This is a genomic window from Aliikangiella maris, from assembly GCF_040719265.1.
Taxonomy (GTDB): domain Bacteria; phylum Pseudomonadota; class Gammaproteobacteria; order Enterobacterales; family Kangiellaceae; genus Aliikangiella; species Aliikangiella maris.
Genome location: NZ_JBFDAH010000006.1, coordinates 109,635 through 128,531 on the forward strand (window position 1 = coordinate 109,635; position 18,897 = coordinate 128,531).

17 protein-coding genes are annotated in these 18,897 nt (G+C 39.8%); all 17 read right to left on the bottom strand.

Annotated elements, in window-relative coordinates:
* Positions 1–89 precede the first annotated feature (89 nt).
* A complete protein-coding gene (locus ABVT42_RS07175; protein ID WP_353874101.1) occupies positions 90–1,160 on the bottom strand; it encodes a mechanosensitive ion channel family protein in 1,071 nt (356 codons plus the stop codon).
* 68 nt (positions 1,161–1,228) lie between these two features.
* Positions 1,229–2,668, bottom strand: a complete 1,440-nt coding sequence (gene nuoN / locus ABVT42_RS07180; protein WP_353874100.1) for an NADH-quinone oxidoreductase subunit NuoN — start codon at positions 2,666–2,668, stop codon at positions 1,229–1,231.
* Positions 2,668–4,203 (bottom strand): NADH-quinone oxidoreductase subunit M, encoded by a 1,536-nt coding sequence (locus tag ABVT42_RS07185; protein WP_353874099.1) that lies wholly within the window; start codon positions 4,201–4,203, stop codon positions 2,668–2,670. The genes nuoN and ABVT42_RS07185 overlap by 1 nt, the downstream gene beginning before the upstream one ends.
* 45 nt (positions 4,204–4,248) lie before the next feature.
* Complete coding sequence (gene nuoL / locus ABVT42_RS07190; protein WP_353874098.1) at positions 4,249–6,216, bottom strand: NADH-quinone oxidoreductase subunit L; 1,968 nt, start codon at positions 6,214–6,216, stop codon at positions 4,249–4,251.
* An 8-nt stretch (positions 6,217–6,224) separates the two neighbouring features.
* Entirely contained in the window at positions 6,225–6,530 is a 306-nt protein-coding gene (gene nuoK / locus ABVT42_RS07195; protein ID WP_353874097.1) for an NADH-quinone oxidoreductase subunit NuoK, read from the bottom strand.
* On the bottom strand, positions 6,527–7,177 hold the full coding sequence (locus ABVT42_RS07200) for an NADH-quinone oxidoreductase subunit J (protein WP_353874096.1): 651 nt from the start codon (positions 7,175–7,177) through the stop codon (positions 6,527–6,529). Before ABVT42_RS07200 ends, nuoK begins: the two co-directional genes overlap by 4 nt.
* Positions 7,178–7,295: 118 nt before the next feature.
* Positions 7,296–7,787 (bottom strand): NADH-quinone oxidoreductase subunit NuoI, encoded by a 492-nt coding sequence (nuoI, locus tag ABVT42_RS07205; protein ID WP_353874095.1) that lies wholly within the window; start codon positions 7,785–7,787, stop codon positions 7,296–7,298.
* Positions 7,788–7,810: 23 nt separating this feature from the next.
* Positions 7,811–8,863, bottom strand: coding sequence for an NADH-quinone oxidoreductase subunit NuoH (gene nuoH / locus ABVT42_RS07210; protein WP_353874094.1), 1,053 nt, complete (start codon positions 8,861–8,863; stop codon positions 7,811–7,813).
* Positions 8,860–11,049, bottom strand: coding sequence for an NADH-quinone oxidoreductase subunit NuoG (gene nuoG, locus ABVT42_RS07215; RefSeq protein ID WP_353874093.1), 2,190 nt, complete (start codon positions 11,047–11,049; stop codon positions 8,860–8,862). The genes nuoH and nuoG overlap by 4 nt, the downstream gene beginning before the upstream one ends.
* 7 nt (positions 11,050–11,056) lie before the next feature.
* Positions 11,057–12,328, bottom strand: coding sequence for an NADH-quinone oxidoreductase subunit NuoF (gene nuoF, locus ABVT42_RS07220; RefSeq protein WP_353874092.1), 1,272 nt, complete (start codon positions 12,326–12,328; stop codon positions 11,057–11,059).
* A 3-nt stretch (positions 12,329–12,331) separates the two neighbouring features.
* Complete coding sequence (locus ABVT42_RS07225; protein WP_353874091.1) at positions 12,332–12,910, bottom strand: NADH-quinone oxidoreductase subunit NuoE family protein; 579 nt, start codon at positions 12,908–12,910, stop codon at positions 12,332–12,334.
* On the bottom strand, positions 12,910–14,163 hold the full coding sequence (locus tag ABVT42_RS07230; RefSeq protein WP_353874090.1) for an NADH-quinone oxidoreductase subunit D: 1,254 nt from the start codon (positions 14,161–14,163) through the stop codon (positions 12,910–12,912). Before ABVT42_RS07230 ends, ABVT42_RS07225 begins: the two co-directional genes overlap by 1 nt.
* A 355-nt stretch (positions 14,164–14,518) precedes the next feature.
* Entirely contained in the window at positions 14,519–15,160 is a 642-nt protein-coding gene (locus ABVT42_RS07235) for an NADH-quinone oxidoreductase subunit C (RefSeq protein ID WP_353874089.1), read from the bottom strand.
* A gap of 10 nt (positions 15,161–15,170) precedes the next feature.
* The gene (locus ABVT42_RS07240; RefSeq protein ID WP_353874088.1) at positions 15,171–15,686 is read right to left on the bottom strand and encodes a NuoB/complex I 20 kDa subunit family protein; all 516 of its coding nucleotides are present in this window, start codon (positions 15,684–15,686) and stop codon (positions 15,171–15,173) included.
* Complete coding sequence (ndhC, locus tag ABVT42_RS07245; RefSeq protein ID WP_353874087.1) at positions 15,677–16,033, bottom strand: NADH-quinone oxidoreductase subunit A; 357 nt, start codon at positions 16,031–16,033, stop codon at positions 15,677–15,679. Before ndhC ends, ABVT42_RS07240 begins: the two co-directional genes overlap by 10 nt.
* A gap of 290 nt (positions 16,034–16,323) precedes the next feature.
* Entirely contained in the window at positions 16,324–17,877 is a 1,554-nt protein-coding gene (gene lnt, locus ABVT42_RS07250; RefSeq protein WP_353874086.1) for an apolipoprotein N-acyltransferase, read from the bottom strand.
* A gap of 88 nt (positions 17,878–17,965) precedes the next feature.
* Positions 17,966–18,820 carry an HlyC/CorC family transporter gene (locus tag ABVT42_RS07255; RefSeq protein ID WP_353874085.1) on the bottom strand — a complete coding sequence of 285 codons (855 nt, stop codon included), beginning with the start codon at positions 18,818–18,820 and terminating at the stop codon, positions 17,966–17,968.
* Positions 18,821–18,897 lie beyond the last annotated feature (77 nt).

Consider the following 18,897-nt stretch of genomic DNA (forward strand, 5'->3'; position numbering starts at 1 on the left):
AGGATTCCCCTTTTAAGGGGAATCATCTTATTAATACTACAACTATCAAACTTATTACTTATTACTTATTACTTATTACTTATTACTTATTACTTATCAACATGATGCAAATAGACATCTTGTTGAGGAAATGGAATTTGAATATTTTGTCTATTAAATTCGTTATAAACGGCTTCATTCAATAAATCACTAACGGCGCCACGCAATACAGGCTCTCTAACCCAACATAGCAATTCAAAGTTAAGGCTCGAATCACCAAAGGTTCTAAATCTAACTCTTGGTGCAGGCGTCGTTTCAACATTATCAACCTGCATCACCGCGGCTAATAATGCCGCTCGGACCTTTGGTATATCGCTGCCATAAGCGACACCAATCTGAATCGCTATTCGAAACTTACTTGATGGTCCGGCAGTTTCGTTAGTAATTTTGGTATTACCGATAATCGCGTTTGGTATTGTAATTTCAACATCTGCACGCGTAAGTATACGTGTACTCCGAATTCCAATATGAGTCACCATGCCTCTTTCACCACTATCGAGAACAATAAAATCACCAATCTTATAAGGTGCATCTGCTAAAATAAAAACACCTGCAAATAAGTTTGCCAGTGTATCTTTTGCGGCAAAACTAAGTGCCAAACCTAAAATTCCAGCCGAAGCAATCCAGGCTGAAACATTAATATCCCAAGCAACAAAAATAAAATAGACTGCTGCTCCATATAATAAAATAACAGCCAGATTTTCAAATAACGGCAAAGTGTGCTGTTGTACAACCTTTACTTTGGTTTCATTTGTACTTAATGAGCGTAATACAAACTTTGCGCCATTTAACACACATGACAGCCAGAAAAACACAGCAATTGTAATTAAGATAGACTCAACAATATCCAATTGTTCAGGTAGCAATTGAGAGCGTACAATCGCCATATAAATACCAATCAATAGAATCGATAAACTGACTGGACGAATTAAAATACCAAATAAATAGTCATCAAAAGTGTTTGCAGTTCTACCGGCAGCATGTACTTGTAGCCTGTGAATAATAATTTTTGCAATTTTAGAAAATATAACGGCAACAAAAAAGATTAACGATGCCTGTATCAAATGATTCTCTGAAACAAATGGCAGGTAGCTTTGAAATTGTTGTTGGATCCACTGCATATGTATTTATCTAATTAATTTGTTGGTTGATTTTGATTATTATTGATAGCGTAACTTTAAATAGCCTGTTAACTCAATACATTAAATGCACTAATACAATACTGATAAATGCTATCGGGCATTAGGCCAAAAACAATTAATAACAGACAGTTGATACTAATTGCTATTTTGAGTGACCGACTGGAGGATATAGCCGGACTTTCCACCACATCGGTAAAAAAGATTTCCTTAATCACTTTTAGATAATAGTAAAGTCCTACAATAGAAAAAGCGATCGCAACAATAGCTTCAGTGATAAATCCAGAAATAATCAACTGTCTAAAAATTTCAAGCTTCGGCCAAAAACCAATAAACGGAGGAATCCCAGCCATTGAAATCATCACCACGGCAAACATATAACCATACCAAGGATAGTAACGGCCAAGTCCTTGCAAGTCTGTCACCTGCTGATATTCTTTTTCATCGGTGCTCATAAAAATCAGCATTCCAAATCCTGCCAGTGTCATTAGCGCATAAACAATAATATAAAACATTGCAGCTGAATATGCAGCCGTAGTTCCCGGCACAAATCCCAGTAAAAAATATCCAATATGCGCAATTGCCGAATAAGCTAATAAGCGCTTTAAATTACTTTGTACAACCGCGATGACATTGCCAAGAATAATTGATAACAAGGCCAAAATAATCAACATATGTGTCCACTCTGCATTCAAGTCATTCATCGCTTCAACCAGCATACGTATTGCCATACCAAAAGCAGCTATTTTGGGCACACTGGCAATATAAGCAGTAATTGAACTTGGCGAGCCATGATAAATATCCGGTAACCACATATGAAAAGGTACCGCCCCAAATTTAAAAGCAATACCAATCACAATAAATACCAAACCAAACTGGCCAATCAATTCAACCTGGTTTGTGGCATAGTACTGAGCAACTTTGGCGATAATAATGCTGCCGGTGTCCCCATAAATGAGCGAGATACCATAAAGTAAAAATCCAGAAGCAAGTCCCCCCATAACAAAATATTTAACAGCAGACTCCGATGCCAGTTTAGAATCTCGTTGCAAAGCAACCATGGCATAGAGCGAGAGTGACAGCAATTCGAGTCCTAAATACACCAATAAAAAGCTGTTTGCCGAAACCATCACCATCATGCCAAGAACAGAAAACAGCGTGAGCAAATAATATTCACCGCGCATCAAATTACGATGACTGATAAATGAGCGAGCGTAAAGCAAAGCAATACAGGTTAATATGTATATGGATAGTTTCAAAATAACCGCAAGCTGGTCGACTACCCAATGTTCATAAAAAGCCACTTGTCTGACAATATTTAAATCGCCAATTGCTATTGCCATCAGGGTAATTAAACAAAGCTGAGTCAAAGTAAATGTCAGTTTACGTTCTTTATCGCGTTGAAATAAATCAACAACCATAATGATACAAATGGCACTTAATAAAAATATTTCGGCAGTCAGTAAATTAAAATTAATAGACTCATTCATTAGGAACACATTCCTTCAGGCGAAAGCTTAGAAATCAGATTGCAATCGATTAAATAATCAACACTTGGTTGCATTACTTCAATAAGTGGTGTGGGATAAACACCGAAAAAAATAACTAAAACAGCCAAGATAACCAATACAATGATTTCTCGTAAATTAAGATCTTTTAATCCAGCCACTTTATCATTAGCAATCTCGCCCCAAATAACCCGCTTGTACATCCATAAAGTATATGCTGCTGCTAAAATTAAGGTTGTACCCGCAATCGCAGCAATCCAAAAGTTTACTTTTAAGCTGGCAATTATTACCAAAAACTCTCCAACAAATCCGGAAGTTCCTGGTAATCCCGCATTTGCCATAGCAAATAGCATTAACAAAGTTGCAAACTTAGGCATGGTATTAACGACCCCGCCATAATCCGCAATATTTCGACTGTGTACGCGGTCATACAGTACGCCAATACAAAGAAATAAAGCGCCCGAAACAAACCCATGAGAAATGGTCTGCACTAAAGCCCCTTGTATGCCCATAATAGCAGCATCAGTTTGCTTAGCAGTAATCAGCGAAAAGCTAATAAACAGTCCTAAACTCACAAACCCCATATGGGCGATTGAAGAATAAGCAATTAGCTTTTTCATATCACTTTGCGCAAGTGCAACCAATCCGATATAAGCAATTGCCACCAAGGATAAAATAATCATCAGATCAGCCATTGCCATTGAAGCATCAGGTACAATTGGCAGCATAAAACGAATAAATCCATAAGTTCCCATTTTCAGCATGATTGCAGCCAAAATAACCGACCCACCTGTCGGCGCCTGAACATGCGCATCAGGTAACCAAGTATGAACGGGCCACATAGGAATTTTTACCGCAAAGGCAATCAAAAATGCATAAAAAATCAGTTTTTGGGTTTCCAGATCAATGACCATATGATGCATCGCATAGATATCAAAACTTTTCGCCTGCAACCCTAAATAAATAAGTGCAATGAGCAAGAAGACCGAGCCGAAGAAGGTATAGATAAAAAATTTAAGCGTTGCGTATATGCGATCAGGCCCGCCCCAAATACCTATGATTATAAACATAGGAACTAACATCGCTTCCCAAAAAACATAAAATAAAATTGAATCCGTTGCCGCAAACACTCCATTCATCAAACCACACATGACTAAAAAGCCTGATAAATAATGTGAAACTCTAACTTGAATATTTTTCCAACTGGCAATTATTACAATTAAGGTCATTAGCGAAGTTAAAACAATAAGTGGTAGGGAAATTCCGTCAATTCCCAGGGAATAACGAATACCTAATGATTCAAACCAAGGCTTGTCTTCGATAAACTGAATAAAATACTTACTACTATCAAACTCAGATAGTAACCACAGACTTAATAAAAAAGTCACTAAAGCCGTCACCAGAGCAAGCCAGTGAGACAATAGTTTATGTCGCTGTCCCGTCCCCAAAACAATTAACAACCCGCCGAATACGGGAATCCAGATTAACAAACTTAAGACAGGGAGTTGTTCAATCATTATTATAATAAGACCTTTAACAAGTAATTATCTGGGCTAGTCAAACTAACGAACCAGTTGATGCCAATACACCCACCCCAAAAATGCCAGTAACCCTAGCACCATCACCAAAACATAGTGGAATAAATAACCACTTTGTATTTTGCGCAGTTGTCCTGAAATTGCTGCAATAGTTTTAGCACTGCCATTAACCAACCAGCCATCAATAACGCCCATATCAATCCAACGCCAAAATCGCTTTCCAAGACCAACACCTCCGGCAGTAACGTAATTGATATAAAATCGATCAAAATAATAGTTATTTCGCAGCACCAGATTGAGTCCACTTAATCGTTGGTTTAGCCATTCACGCCATTCAGGTTTTAGGACAGTAAAAATATAGGCTGTAATAACGCCACCTATTGCTAACCAAAAAGGTAATGTCGCAACGGCATGGAACCCCAGCCCAACAACATCCTGATAGGCCTCGACGATTGGTTTTAATGTATCATGTACCGGCGTGACCGCTATTGCCTCGCCCAAAAAACGACCTGAAATTATTGGCCCAGCCATCCACCAGCTAATACAAACAGAAGGAATCGCCAGTAACACCAAAGGACCCCAAACAACAATAGAAGGATCTTTCAAATGATCCTTGGTATGATTATCCATTCGTTCTTGAGTATGAAAAACTAAAAAGAACATTCGAAATGAATAAAGCGCAGTAAAAAATACGCCTAGCAACACGCAAACATATGCATAAGATGCGGCTTTTAACGTCGAATGCTCCACCGCCAGAATAATCGCTTCTTTTGAATAAAAACCAGAGAAAAAAGGCATACCAATTAATGCCAAAGAACCAATCAAACAAGTAAAATAAGTAATCGGCAAGTACTTACGTAAATTGCCCATTTTTCGAATATCTTGTTCATGATGCATAGCAATGATTACGGAGCCTGCGGCTAAAAAAAGCAGCGCCTTAAAAAAAGCATGAGTTACCAGGTGAAAAATAGCAACCGAGTAAGCCGATGCACCTAGCGCAACTACCATATAACCTAATTGAGATAAGGTAGAGTAAGCAACAACACGTTTAATATCATTTTGTACAACCCCTAAAAACCCCATAAACAGAGCGGTAGTTGCACCAATAATCAAAATCAAATTGAGAGTAACTTCAGAAAGTTCGAATATTGGTGACATTCTCGCTACCATAAAAACACCAGCGGTTACCATGGTAGCCGCATGTATTAATGCGGAAATTGGCGTTGGCCCTTCCATCGAATCAGGCAACCAGACATGCAGTGGAACCTGCGCACTTTTTCCCATTGCACCAATAAATAATCCAATACATATAAAAGTTATCACCGACCAACTGACTGAGTCGCTAATCACAAGCATTTGATCAGAAACCCCTGCTTTTATTTGTGCAAATACTGGCGCATAGTCTAATGTGCCAAATAACCAGTAAATACCGGCAATACCGAGTAAAAATCCCAGATCACCAACTCGGTTAACTAAAAAAGCTTTTAAATTAGCAAAAGTGGCCGTCGTTTTTTTATACCAAAAACCAATGAGCAAATAAGAAACAACCCCTACCGCTTCCCAGCCAAAAAACAATTGTAGAAAATTATTTGCCATCACCAAAGTCAGCATGGCGAAGGTAAATAGCGAAATATAAGCAAAAAAACGCTGATAGCCAGGATCATCTTTCATATAGCCAATCGTATAAATATGTACCATCAACGAAATAAAAGTGACCACTGACATCATTACCGCTGTCAATGCATCAATTAAAAATCCAATTTGAATAGTTAAATCACCAAGTTTTGCCCAAGTGTATAAAGTAATATTCAGTGGCTCTCGAGCAGTACCTACAAATACAATTGCAACATTCAGCGACAATAAACAAGACAAGCCAACCGCAAAAATGGTTACACGATGAGCCATTTTTCGACCTATCCAATAACCAGCAAAACCCGCAATAAGTGCGGCAATTAAAGGCAGTAAAACAATTGCAATCAGTTGATTTTGCATAAAGTCAATTACCCCTTTAATTGATTGAGCTGTTCAACATCTATAGTTGCACGATTTCTAAAAAGCACCACTATGATGGCTAATCCAATTGCGGCTTCTGCTGCGGCAACAGTTAAAATAAAAAAGACAAAAATCTGCCCAGCGGTATCATCTAGAAAATAAGAAAAAGCAATAAAGTTAGTATTGACAGAGAGCAACATTAGCTCAATGCACATCAGTAATGTTATGACGTTTTTACGATTAATAATTATACCCGCAACACTAATGGCAAAGAGTACGGCGCTTAACATCAAGTAGTCAGATAATCCAATCATTTAGCTTTCTCCTGCGCTATATTTTCCTGAGGCGGTTGAGCAGGCTGAGGTTTAACGGCTTTCACTTCAACAATACGTAATCGGTTATTTTTGTTGGCCATTAATTGCTTATTGATATTTTGTGTTTTGCGATTTCGTCGCCCCCTAAATGTCAGTGCAATCGCCGAAATAATTGCCACCAGCAAAATAACCGCAGCAATTTCAAAAGCGATAACATACTCAGTATAGAGTATTCGCCCTAATGCTTTGATATTTGAATAGTCATCAGGTTTAGCAACCGGGTTTGAAAATTTATCAACCGAAAAAACACCACTGGAAATAAAACCATATAAGATAGCAAAGAAGCCAAGTGCTATTAACAGCGCTATTGGCAGCTTTTTAACAAAGCCTTGTCTGAGTGCGGCATAATCCACATCGAGCATCATCACCACAAACAATAACAAGACCATAACGGCACCAACATAGACAACAATCAAACTGATTGCTAAAAATTCAGCTTCCATCATCAACCAGATGGCTGAAGCCGATGCAAAACACAGCACTAAAAATAGGGCAGCTTTGACTGAATGTTTACTACTTACCACCATCAATGCTGAAAAAATCAACAAAGCGGCAAAACTGTAATAAACCAAAACTTGAAAACTCATTCGCTAGTCTCTACTCATTTTTTAATATTTAATTTTTCTTTTTAAAAAAGCAATCATCGAAACGTTATCGACTTATTTTTAACACGCCGCTCTAATCTTTTTGTATTAACCACCACTTTTAGCGATACTTTGCATCAGCCTCTCTATCAGCAGCAATCTGTTGTTCGTGTTTATGTCCCAACTCAAGTAATTTCTCTTTAGTCAGTATGTTTTCACCTTGATTTTCAAAATGATAATCAAATACTCGAGTCTCAACAATGGAATCCACCGGACAAGACTCTTCACAAAAGCCACAAAATATACACTTGAACAAATCAATTTCATATTTGGTGGTACGTCGTGTACCATCACTTTCTCGCTCTGCTGTTTCAATAGTAATTGCGGCAGCAGGACAAACGGCTTCACACAGCTTACAGCCAATACAACGCTCTTCTCCATTAGGATAAGAGCGAAGGGCATGCAATCCGCGAAATCGCGGTGACTGAGGCGTTTTTTCTTCGGGGTATTGAATCGTTATTTTTTTTCGAAACATATTTCCCCAAGTTACTTTTAACCCTTTCAGTAACTCAATTAATAAAAAACTATTAAAAAACTGTTTAGCGTTTTTCATATAAAGCACTCATTCGTTTTTAATTAGTTAAATGGCCAGACATTAGATTTAATCCAGATAGCCACTACCGGTAACCAGACCAGCGTTACCGGTATAAATATTTTCCAACCCAGACGCATTATCTGGTCATAGCGAAATCGCGGAAATGTTGCACGGATCCATATTAGTCCAAACAGAAAAAATGCTGACTTTATCAACAGCCAAATGGTTCCGGGTATCCACGCAGTTATTGTGTCTAAAAATCCATACCCTTCAAAAGGAGATAGCCAGCCACCAAAAAACATTAATGCCGTTAAAAATGAAATTAAAATCATATTGGCATACTCAGCCAAAAAGAACAGAGAAAACGCCATGCCGCCATATTCAACGTGAAAACCAGCCACAATTTCAGATTCACCTTCGGCCATATCAAAGGGAGCCCGATTAGTCTCTGCAACACCCGAAATCCAGTAAACCACTAACAGCGGGAAAAGCGGAATCCAAAACCATTGTCCAATACCACCGGATTGAGCAAGCACTATTTCACCAATATTCATACTCTGTGCGCACATTAATACACCGACTAACGCAAATCCCATTGCAAGCTCATAAGAAACAATTTGCGCTGCTGAACGCATCGCCCCTAAAAAAGCATATTTAGAATTCGAAGCCCAACCAGCAATAATAACGCCATAAACGCCGATGGATGTCATTGCCAAAATATACAATAACCCTGCATTAATATCGGCCAAAACGATACCCGCATCAAATGGAATCACAGCCCAGGCAGCAAAAGAAGGTCCAATAAATAGTACTGGCGCAATAATAAAAAGTGTCTTGCTGGAACCACGCGGAATTATGATTTCTTTCATAATCAATTTGACGGTATCGGCAATTGGTTGCAACCAACCTTTAGGTCCAACGCGGTTAGGTCCGAGGCGCAGTTGCATATAGCCGATTAACTTTCGTTCAGCATAAGTGGTATACGCCACCGCTAAAATTAAAGGTAGAATAATTGCGACAATTTTCATAACTATCCAGGCTAGATTTTCAATCCAACCTAAAATATCAATTCCCATTAACCCTGCCTCACTCATGTTTTTACCGGCGAAATACTAATAGGATGGGTCGATGCCTTAGGCGTTCGCTGCAAGGCTTTTGCTCGCCTGACCATTGAGTCAACCATATAAAGCCCCAGAGATTGTCTAGCGACTTCATGTTCTTCCAGATTTTGTAAAGGCGCAGGAATCTTTCGAGACACTTTTGCCTCGCCGACCGCATCAAATTTTTCTCTTAACTCTTCAATCACTTGCTTTGAAGATTCATACTCAAACCCTGGCAGGTCAAGTAAATTGGCTAGTACGCGTAATACCTTCCATGCAGGTCTGGCTTCTCCAGGGGCATTGACTGCCGCCGCAAATGTTTGCCATATTCCTTCAACATTGACATAGGTACCAGATGTTTCATAACAGCCCGCAATGGGTAACATAATATCGGCATACTCTGGTACTCGGCCATCGGCAAAAGGCGTCAGGACAATCACACAGTCAGCTTGATTTAAATGGTTAAGTGATTCTTGCGGCCATAAACTTTCTACATCGGGTTCACAGTTGATCAACATATATCCCTTTAAGCCTTCAGTTAACATTTGCCGCGCATTTTTACCACGCTCTGACTTTCCACCAACAGCAGATTGACATGGCACAGCACCAGCAATTTTATTTCCAGCAGCATTACAACCTTGAGTCATATAGCCCCAATCTGACTGAGTAACCGTAGCTAATAGTTCAGCTAACCAGTTAATCGTTTCAGCTTGCGGATGCTCTTGCACAAAATTGCCCATTAAAATACATGCAGCTTGCGCATCAAATAGACATCTTGCTATTGCTTCGTGGGTTTCCGAAGGAGAAAAAACAGACAACCATTCTTTGGTTTCCGCATTTAAAATATCTGGCTTTAATTTATCAGCAATTGCAACAACACAAGCAAACTCGTGGGCTAACCGATTGGCAGCGGGCTGAATTTCTTGATGAAGTCGAAAATTATACTCACCATCAAAAGGATTAATCGCCATGACTTTTCCAAATCCGGTAGACTTTCTAACGCGCAATGTTGTTAATGGTTGTTCATGTCGTAAATCGGCTGCAACTAATAGCGTAGCATCCATAGTATCAAGATTCGCCATTGGAAAATTTAATCCGGAGCGAACACTTCCTCTGTCATCACCACTGAAGTCACGCCGCCGTGTTCTAAAATCAATATTATGACAACCTGCACCACGCATTAATTTTTGAGCTAAATATGCCTCTTCAGTCGTTACATTGCTACCCGTTAACAGGCCAAATGATTGCCCATTAGAACCGCCAATTATGCGCTTCATTTGTGTAACGACAGTGTTAAGAGCCGTTTGCCAATCGGTATCTTGCCAGCGACCATTTTGTTTTATACGAGGCTTTAATAGACGCTCTCCTTCGGTCAATGCCTGATAAGAAAAACGATCACGATCTGATAACCAGACTTCATTAATTGACTCATTTTCTTTCGGGACGACGCGAATAATCTCTCCGCGTCGATGATGTATATGAACATTAGAGCCAAGGCAATCATGCGCGGCAATTGAATCAGCTTCGGTTAGCTCCCAAGGGCGAGCTTTAAATCGTGAGGGCTTAGCCGTTAATGCACCAACAGGACACAAGTCTATGATATTGGCTGACACTTCAGACTCCATTGATGCTTCAATATAAGTACCAATCTCCATATGCTCACCCCGCCCTGTAGCACCAATTTCTCTAATGCCAACAATTTCCTGGCCAAAACGAACGCAGCGGGTACAGTGAATACAACGAGTCATATCGGTTGCGATTAATGGGCCGAGATCTTTATCCTCAACCGCACGCTTTCCTTCTGTAAAACGGCTCACATCTTCACCAAATTCCATGGCCAAATCTTGTAGTTCACACTCCCCCCCCTGATCACACACGGGACAATCTAACGGGTGATTAATTAACAAAAACTCCATCACGGCTTTTTGAGCATCGATTGCTTTGTTAGACTGAGTCTTTATGACCATACCTTCGGCAACCGGCGTTGCACAGGCAGGCACAGCCTTTGGCAGGTTAGCCACTTCGACCATACACATGCGGCAATTGGCCGCCACTGATAATTTTTTATGGTAACAAAATCGAGGGATATAAACATCGACAGCGTCTGCCGCTTCGATAATCATCGAACCAACTTCTGCTTCGAGTATTTGTCCGTCAATTTCTATTTTCACTTTGCCCATGATAATTCTACCCTTTGACCAGACTTCGCTTGTGCTCAATCATATATTCAAATTCATGGCGAAAATGTTTGAGAAAACCTTGCACAGGCATTGCTGCCGCATCTCCGAGTGCACAAATGGTTCGTCCCATAATATTTCCCGCGATACGATCCAGATTATCCAAATCTTCTGCGCGACCTTCCCCATTTAATATTCGATCAATCACTCGAGACATCCAGCCCGTACCCTCCCTACAAGGCGAACATTGACCACAAGATTCTTCATAATAAAAATGCGCAGTAATCGCAGCAATTTCTACGATACAGGTTGTCTCATCAAGCACCATGACCGCCCCTGAACCGAGCATGGATCCGGCTTTACCAATTGCGTCGTAATCCATGGTTAAATCCAACATCGCATCAGCCGGTAAAATGGGCGAAGAAGAACCGCCAGGAATGACGGCTTTTAACTGTTTTCCGCCCAATACACCGCCAGCTAATTCAAGCAAGGCTTTAAACGGCGTACCCAAATTAATTTCAAAATTGCCAGGATTATTCACATGCCCCGAAACTGAAAAAATTTTAGTTCCGCCATTATTGGGTTTACCCAATTCAAGAAACCATTGACCACCATGTTGCAAAATTGCGGGAACTGACGCATAGCTTTCGGTGTTATTCACATTAGTCGGCCGACCAAACAAACCATAATTTGCCGGAAATGGAGGTTTAAACCTAGGCTGTCCTTTTTTACCTTCAATCGATTCAATCAATGCAGTTTCTTCGCCACAAATATACGCACCTGCTCCTAAATGATTGTACAACTCAAAACAAAAATCGGAGCCTAAAATATTATCGCCCAAATAATTTTTTGCTTTCGCCTCGGCAATAGCAGCTTCCATTCGGCTAAAAGGTTCATAAAACTCACCACGCATATAGTTGTATCCTACCGTGGCATTCATCACATAACCGGCAATTATCATCCCTTCAATAAGTTGATGAGGATTGTAACGTAAGATATCTCTATCTTTAAATGTTCCCGGCTCACCTTCATCAGAATTGCATACCACATATTTTTGTCCTGGCATATTGCGCGGCATAAAACTCCATTTCAAACCTGTAGGAAATCCTGCACCACCTCGCCCACGCAAAGCAGATAGTTTTAATTCATCAATAATCGTATCGTAAGAAAGTTCACCGGCAATAATTTTTTTAAGTACCGTATAACCACCAACACTTTCATAAGATTCCAGTGACCAAGGAGTATCGAGATGTAAAGTTCGAAAGCAGACTTCATTTGCCACAGGCTACTCCTTTGAGTCAGGAGAGTTTGATTCTCCTTTGTCTTCAGTGGATTGATTTAGCTCTATTTGCGCTATTTCTGAAAGAATCTGATCAACTTTTTCTTCAGTTAAATTTTCATAGTAAACTTTATTAACTTCTAGCATTGGCGCGCCACCACATGCCGCCATGCACTCAACAGTTTGAATGGTGTATAAACCATCTTCTGTTGTTTCACCCACTTTAATATTTAACCGATTTTGTAAATGCTGCAAAATCTGATTGGCTCCTCGCAGAGTACAAGAAATATTATTACATACGGATATCACATGCTTGCCAACTTTGTTTAAATGAAACAAGGTATAAAAAGTAGCAACTTCGTACACGGCAATATGTGGTACATCTAAATATTCTGCAACAGCCTGCATCATTTCATCAGTCAAATAATTACCGTTATGTTGTTGCACAACTTTAAGTGCAGCCATAATAGGTGGACGTTTTCGTTCCGCTGGATATTTACTTATCCAGTGATCAACTTCTGCGATTGCTTCAGGTGGAACGATATTTTTTAAATGTAATTTGTTATCGTAAGTTAAATCGGTCATCAGCGATCTATCTCTCCAAACACAATATCCATTGTGCCAATAATGGCAACAACATCAGCGAGCATATGTCCTTTACTGACTTCATCCATTGCAGCTAAATGAGCAAATCCTGGCGCTCTGATTTTTAAGCGATAAGGTTTGTTGGCACCATCTGAAACCAGATAAATACCAAACTCCCCTTTTGGATGCTCAACAGCAGCGTAAGCTTCACCTTTAGGTACACAATAACCTTCAGAAAATAATTTAAAATGATGAATCATGGCTTCCATATCATTTTTCATCACTGCACGTTTTGGTGGCACTATTTTGTGATTATCAATAATCACTGGCCCCGGATTTTGTTTAAGCCACTGGATACATTGTCGAATAATTTTATTTGACTGGCGCATCTCTTCAACACGAACCAGATATCGATCATAACTGTCGCCATTTCGTCCAACAGGAATGTCAAAATCCAATTCAGCATACACATCATACGGCTGCATTTTTCGTAAATCCCAGGCAATTCCCGATCCGCGTAGCATAGGTCCAGAAAATCCCAACTGAAAAGCACGTTCGGGCGATACGACGCCAATTCCTACCAGCCGCTGCTTCCAGATTCTATTTTCAGTTAATAAAGACTCATACTCATCGACACTGGCATCAAAAGTCTGGGTAAAATCCCACAAAAAGTCGAGTAAGGATCCTTGCCGGTTTGCATTTAGTTCGGCCAGTTTTTTTTCATTTCGCCAAGGGGATTTTTCATATTTTGGCATTTCATCAGGTAAGTCGCGATAGACGCCACCAGGTCGAAAATAAGTCGCATGCATTCTCGTGCCCGACACCGCCTCGTAGGCATCCATTAACGGTTCACGATCTCGAAAACAATATAAAAACATAGTCATGGCACCGACATCGAGTCCATGAGCACCGAGCCACATTAAATGATTTAATATGCGAGTTACCTCAGCAAACATACAGCGAATATATTGCGCACGAATTGGCGGTGTGATACCTAGCAGTTTTTCAATCGCTAAAACATAAGCGTGTTCATTACACATCATTGATACATAATCGAGTCGATCCATGTAACCAATACTTTGATTATAAGGTTTGATTTCGGCTAGTTTTTCTGTAGCTCGATGGAGCAGACCTATATGAGGATCGGCTCGCTCAATCGTTTCGCCGTCCATCTCTAAAATCATCCTCAGGACGCCATGAGCGGCAGGATGTTGTGGACCGAAATTAAGCGTGTAATGTTCAATATCTGCCATATTTTATTGACTACCTGATTAGCTGAAACAGAAACTTCTTTTGCTACTACGATCGCACCAATAGACTGGAGCATCATTTCTGTTTAACTTATAAGTTTAATTTGAGTCTATTTTTTATATCTGCTTTTAAAATCAGTTTTTTTACATCAGTTTTTAAAGTCTGTTTTCATCTATTGGTTATTGTAAATTTAACTATCTGTCACAGGTGAAGCCAAACAGGTTTGAAATTTTTTCAGCTTATTTTTACTATTGCTAATCAAAATTACAACACCCAATGCGCCACGAAAACACAATGCAGCTTCAATACCTCAAGATAAAAGTCAGTCGTCCATTGAGTGATTAACTTGCAGTCCTATTAACTTTGACGAATAACTTTAGGTACCAATATTCGCTCTTCTATTGATACGGGCTCGTAAATACATTGCTTTTTTTCTTCATCGTAGCGCATTTCAAGATTACCCACGACCGGAAAATCCTTTCGAAATGGATGACCAATAAAACCATAATCAGTGAGTATTCTTCTAAGATCAGGATGCCCCTCAAATAACAAACCAAATAAATCAAATGCTTCTCGTTCAAACCAGTCTGCACAATTCCAAATTTGAATAACACTCGGAATCATTAAACTGTCTTCTTCTACGAAAACTTTCACACGCAACCGCTGGTTTAAGGTAATTGAAAGCAAATGGTAAACCACTGCAAATCGCGGTTTTTCCCATTGATTGGTTTTTTTTCGACTTTTTCGTCCCCGACCAAACCCACTGGAAGAGGCCATTCTGGTTGACCATTCATCTTGCCCATAAGTTAAGTAATCAACCGCACACAGGTCGCTTAACTGTTCAAACTGAAATTCATCTTTATCTCTAAGTAGCTTGGCAATTTCTAATAAGCTTTCTTTTGCAATTTCCAGCGTTAATTCGCCAACATGTTCGGTTAAAGAAAGAATCTGTTCACCAAGTATATCGGATAAAGCTTGTTGTAATTTGTCAATTCCCATAATGTCTACTCTAGACTTGTCGAGCAATTGTATTGGTTCGTTTTATTTTCTTTTGTAATTGAATAACGCCGTACATTAACGCTTCTGCTGTAGGAGGACAACCCGGTACATATATATCAACTGGGACGATACGATCGCAGCCTCTGACAACGGAATAAGAATAGTGGTAATAACCGCCACCATTAGCACAAGAGCCCATAGAAATAACCCATTTAGGTTCTGGCATCTGGTCATATACCCGGCGGAGTGCGGGTGCCATTTTATTGGTCAGTGTGCCCGCAACAATCATCACATCAGACTGTCGTGGACTGGGTCTAAAAACAACACCAAAGCGGTCAAAATCATAGCGAGACGCACCTGCTTGCATCATTTCAACAGCACAACAGGCAAGCCCAAATGTCATCGGCCACATTGAACCAGTTCGCGCCCAATTGACTAGCGTATCAATGCCGGTAACCAGATAACCTTTACCTGCTTGTTGCACACCAGAGCCTTCAACAGCGGGCAGATTTTGTTCTACTCCCATTCCAATGCTCCTTTTTTCCATTCATAAATGAATCCGACAACCAGTAGTCCTAAAAAGACGCCCATTGCACCAATTGCAAACCAGTCGAGTTCCTGAAATACAACCGCCCAAGGAAAAAGAAACGCGACTTCAAGATCAAATATTATAAATAGAATAGCAACCAGATAAAAACGAACATCGAATTTATGACGGGCGTCTTCAAATGCATCAAAGCCACATTCAAATGGCAGCAGTTTATCTTCAACTTCTTTTCTTGGTGCAGCGAAATAACCAGCAAGCTCAAGAAAGGCACCAAGTCCCAGACCGATAGCGATAAATACCAAAATAGGTAAATAATTTTCTAACATGTCGAACCCCAGATAGATGTATGCGCTTTGCCGCCCTTTTTAAAAGACTTTGATCAAAATAGCAAGCACCTGCACTGATTTATATCAACAAGAGTACAGATCCCGAACTCGTTAATCTCATTGATTGATAGTGTTATCAGAAGATATTGATTTAAATAAGCTTTCTTCTCTTATTTTATATAGGCTAAGATTCAAAAAATAGCGAGTTCAATCGGGCTTTAATTCAATATAGGCGATAAAGTTAACCCCAATCAAGTGATGCATATTGCACCGCAAAGTTATCTTGATATTTATTTCTTATTGAGAACAGTCCAAGCAATTATTGATAAACTGACTAATATTATAATTAATAACCCAGACCACCCCACATAACGATACACGGTCATGCGATTTTGTAGTACCAGATCATACTGCAAACTATCTTGTTGGTAACGTGGTAAAAGTTTTTTGACTTTGCCATAAATATCAACAACTGCTGTTATCCCATCATTAGTTGAACGAATTAAAGGCAGTCCAAGTTCTAAAGATCGCATACGCGCCATTTGCATATGCTGATAAGGCCCAAATGAATCACCAAACCAAGCATCATTACTGACGGTTAAAATTATTTGGGGCTTATTTGGGTCAGCCTTAACAGACAGATCACGAATAATTTTAGGATACGCTATTTCATAACAAATCGCAGGTATGATGGTTGCCGAAGAATATTGCATTGGCTGTTGAGCATGCGTTGCAGGTGTAAATCCTGACATGGGTAAATCAAAAAACTTGATCAATCCACGTAACCATTTTTCGAGCGGCACATATTCGCCAAATGGCACGAGCACTTGCTTGTGATAACTTTGTTCAGTTTCACCAATACCAACTAGCGCCACGTAGCTTTGCTGAGTTTCGGCTTGATATTCAGGAACACCTAAAATCAAATTAGACTGGTTTTCTTTTGCCAGACGAGTCAGTTCAAATAAAATATCATCAACCTGATGCTTATAGGCTGGTATTGCGCCTTCTGGCCAGACAATAAAATCTGCGCCCCATAAAGTGCTGGTTTCATGAAACAAAACATCAATAATTTGTGCAAAATATTTCCGATCCCATTTCTTATCTTGTGCAATATTTGGCTGTACCAATGCCACTTTTACCGTTTTTGAATTGGCAGATAACGCTGTGCCATTATTTAACCCCAAATGATTATGTACATTAATCAGCACCAACATACAAATCACACTGGCGATTAAAACTAAATGTTGCCTGCGCTGCGAAATAATCCACATGGCTAGTGCCGATAGCAACAAAATTAATACCCAGCTAATCCCATAAACACCTAACCAGGTGGCCACACCGCCAAATGGTGAATCAATCTGGCTATAGCCAAGTAACAACCAGGGAAAACCGTTAAACACGACCGACTGAAGCGCTTCACTGACTAACCAACATAATGGTAAAACAACAATTAACACTTTACCGCGGGTTAACCAATTCAAACGAAAAAATAAGTATCCAAAAAAACCTTTAAATAGTGCCAAAAATGCAACAAAAATAACAGTTAATGCCGCAGCACCAATAACAGGTACAAAACCAAACTCATGGATGCTCACATATACCCAGCTCGCGCCAATCGAAAAAGCCCCTAACCCCCAGCAGTACGCCAATTGAAATGCGCTAAGGATAGTAATGCGTAACAGTGCCAAAATCAGACATAAAACAGCAACAATTGCTATCGGCCAAAATTCAAAAGGCGCAAAACCCAACGGATAAATTGCCCCGCTTAAAAACATGGCAATACGGGCAGACCAAGAATGGTTGTGTACACGAGCAAGTGCACGATTAGCAGTAGCCAGAACCAAAGCTTACGGTTCCTTTTATGATTTTATGTTGCAGGAGTGCTTATTATGCCACGAAATATCATAAATTGTAGGTTAAAAGCTGATAAAGTTACTCAACCAGCTTTTTCACTTTTTTTACGCGCAGGAGTTTAATGCGACGGGTATCGGCTGAGACAACTTCAAATTTCAGATCACTGATAATCGCAGACTCACCGCGCGCTGGCATATGACCAAATGCTTGCATCAAAATTCCACCAATCGTATCGTACTCATCATTACTCAGAGAAGACTTGAAGTAATCGTTAAATTCTTCAATCTCGGTGCGCGCCTTAACATTGAAGCTGTTATCAGCAATTTGATGAATATTGTCGTCATCATCATCAATATCATATTCATCTTCGATTTCGCCGACAATTTGCTCAAGCACATCTTCAATAGTCACCAACCCCGCAACACCACCATATTCATCAACAACAATTGCCATATGGTTGCGATTAGCTCGAAATTCTTTTAATAGCGTATCGAGACGTTTACTTTCAGGAATAATGACAGCGGGTCTTAAATAGTCTTTCAAGGTGAACTTACAGTCAGGATCGGCATCTCTTTCGGCAACAAACCTTAATAAATCTTTTGCCAGTATAATACCTTCAATATCGTCACGATTATCACCAATAACAGGAAAACGAGAATGGCGTGAATTGACAACACTTTGCAATATTTCTGAGTAAGCCATTTCATCATCAATCACCACCATTTCAGGTCTGGGAATCATGATATCTCGAGCTTGTAATTCCGAAATATGCATCACGCCTACCATCATCGATAACAGCTCGGGATTTATCAGGGTGTTTTCTTCGGCGGTCTTGAGAACTTCAACCAGTTGCTCTCTATCTTGAGGCGTATCTTGGAAAATCTGGGTAATTTTATCGAACCAATTTCTCGAGGGAGGTTTATCGGAACTCATTCAACTTTGCTCTTGTCGCAGTAAACCCTTTTAGTCTAACAAAGGGGGCAGATTTCGCAATACAAAATTAACACTTG

What these genes read in the sequence shown, in the direction of transcription:
- ABVT42_RS07175 (WP_353874101.1), bottom strand. Translation starts at nt 1,160, where the DNA reads ATGCAGTGGATCCAACAACAATTTCAAAGCTACCTGCCATTTGTTTCA.
- nuoN (WP_353874100.1), bottom strand. Translation starts at nt 2,668, where the DNA reads ATGAATGAGTCTATTAATTTTAATTTACTGACTGCCGAAATATTTTTA.
- ABVT42_RS07185 (WP_353874099.1), bottom strand. Translation starts at nt 4,203, where the DNA reads ATGATTGAACAACTCCCTGTCTTAAGTTTGTTAATCTGGATTCCCGTA.
- nuoL (WP_353874098.1), bottom strand. Translation starts at nt 6,216, where the DNA reads ATGCAAAATCAACTGATTGCAATTGTTTTACTGCCTTTAATTGCCGCA.
- nuoK (WP_353874097.1), bottom strand. Translation starts at nt 6,530, where the DNA reads ATGATTGGATTATCTGACTACTTGATGTTAAGCGCCGTACTCTTTGCC.
- ABVT42_RS07200 (WP_353874096.1), bottom strand. Translation starts at nt 7,177, where the DNA reads ATGAGTTTTCAAGTTTTGGTTTATTACAGTTTTGCCGCTTTGTTGATT.
- nuoI (WP_353874095.1), bottom strand. Translation starts at nt 7,787, where the DNA reads ATGAAAAACGCTAAACAGTTTTTTAATAGTTTTTTATTAATTGAGTTA.
- nuoH (WP_353874094.1), bottom strand. Translation starts at nt 8,863, where the DNA reads ATGAGTGAGGCAGGGTTAATGGGAATTGATATTTTAGGTTGGATTGAA.
- nuoG (WP_353874093.1), bottom strand. Translation starts at nt 11,049, where the DNA reads ATGGGCAAAGTGAAAATAGAAATTGACGGACAAATACTCGAAGCAGAA.
- ABVT42_RS07225 (WP_353874091.1), bottom strand. Translation starts at nt 12,910, where the DNA reads ATGACCGATTTAACTTACGATAACAAATTACATTTAAAAAATATCGTT.
- ABVT42_RS07230 (WP_353874090.1), bottom strand. Translation starts at nt 14,163, where the DNA reads ATGGCAGATATTGAACATTACACGCTTAATTTCGGTCCACAACATCCT.
- ABVT42_RS07235 (WP_353874089.1), bottom strand. Translation starts at nt 15,160, where the DNA reads ATGGGAATTGACAAATTACAACAAGCTTTATCCGATATACTTGGTGAA.
- ABVT42_RS07240 (WP_353874088.1), bottom strand. Translation starts at nt 15,686, where the DNA reads ATGGGAGTAGAACAAAATCTGCCCGCTGTTGAAGGCTCTGGTGTGCAA.
- ndhC (WP_353874087.1), bottom strand. Translation starts at nt 16,033, where the DNA reads ATGTTAGAAAATTATTTACCTATTTTGGTATTTATCGCTATCGGTCTG.
- ABVT42_RS07255 (WP_353874085.1), bottom strand. Translation starts at nt 18,820, where the DNA reads ATGAGTTCCGATAAACCTCCCTCGAGAAATTGGTTCGATAAAATTACC.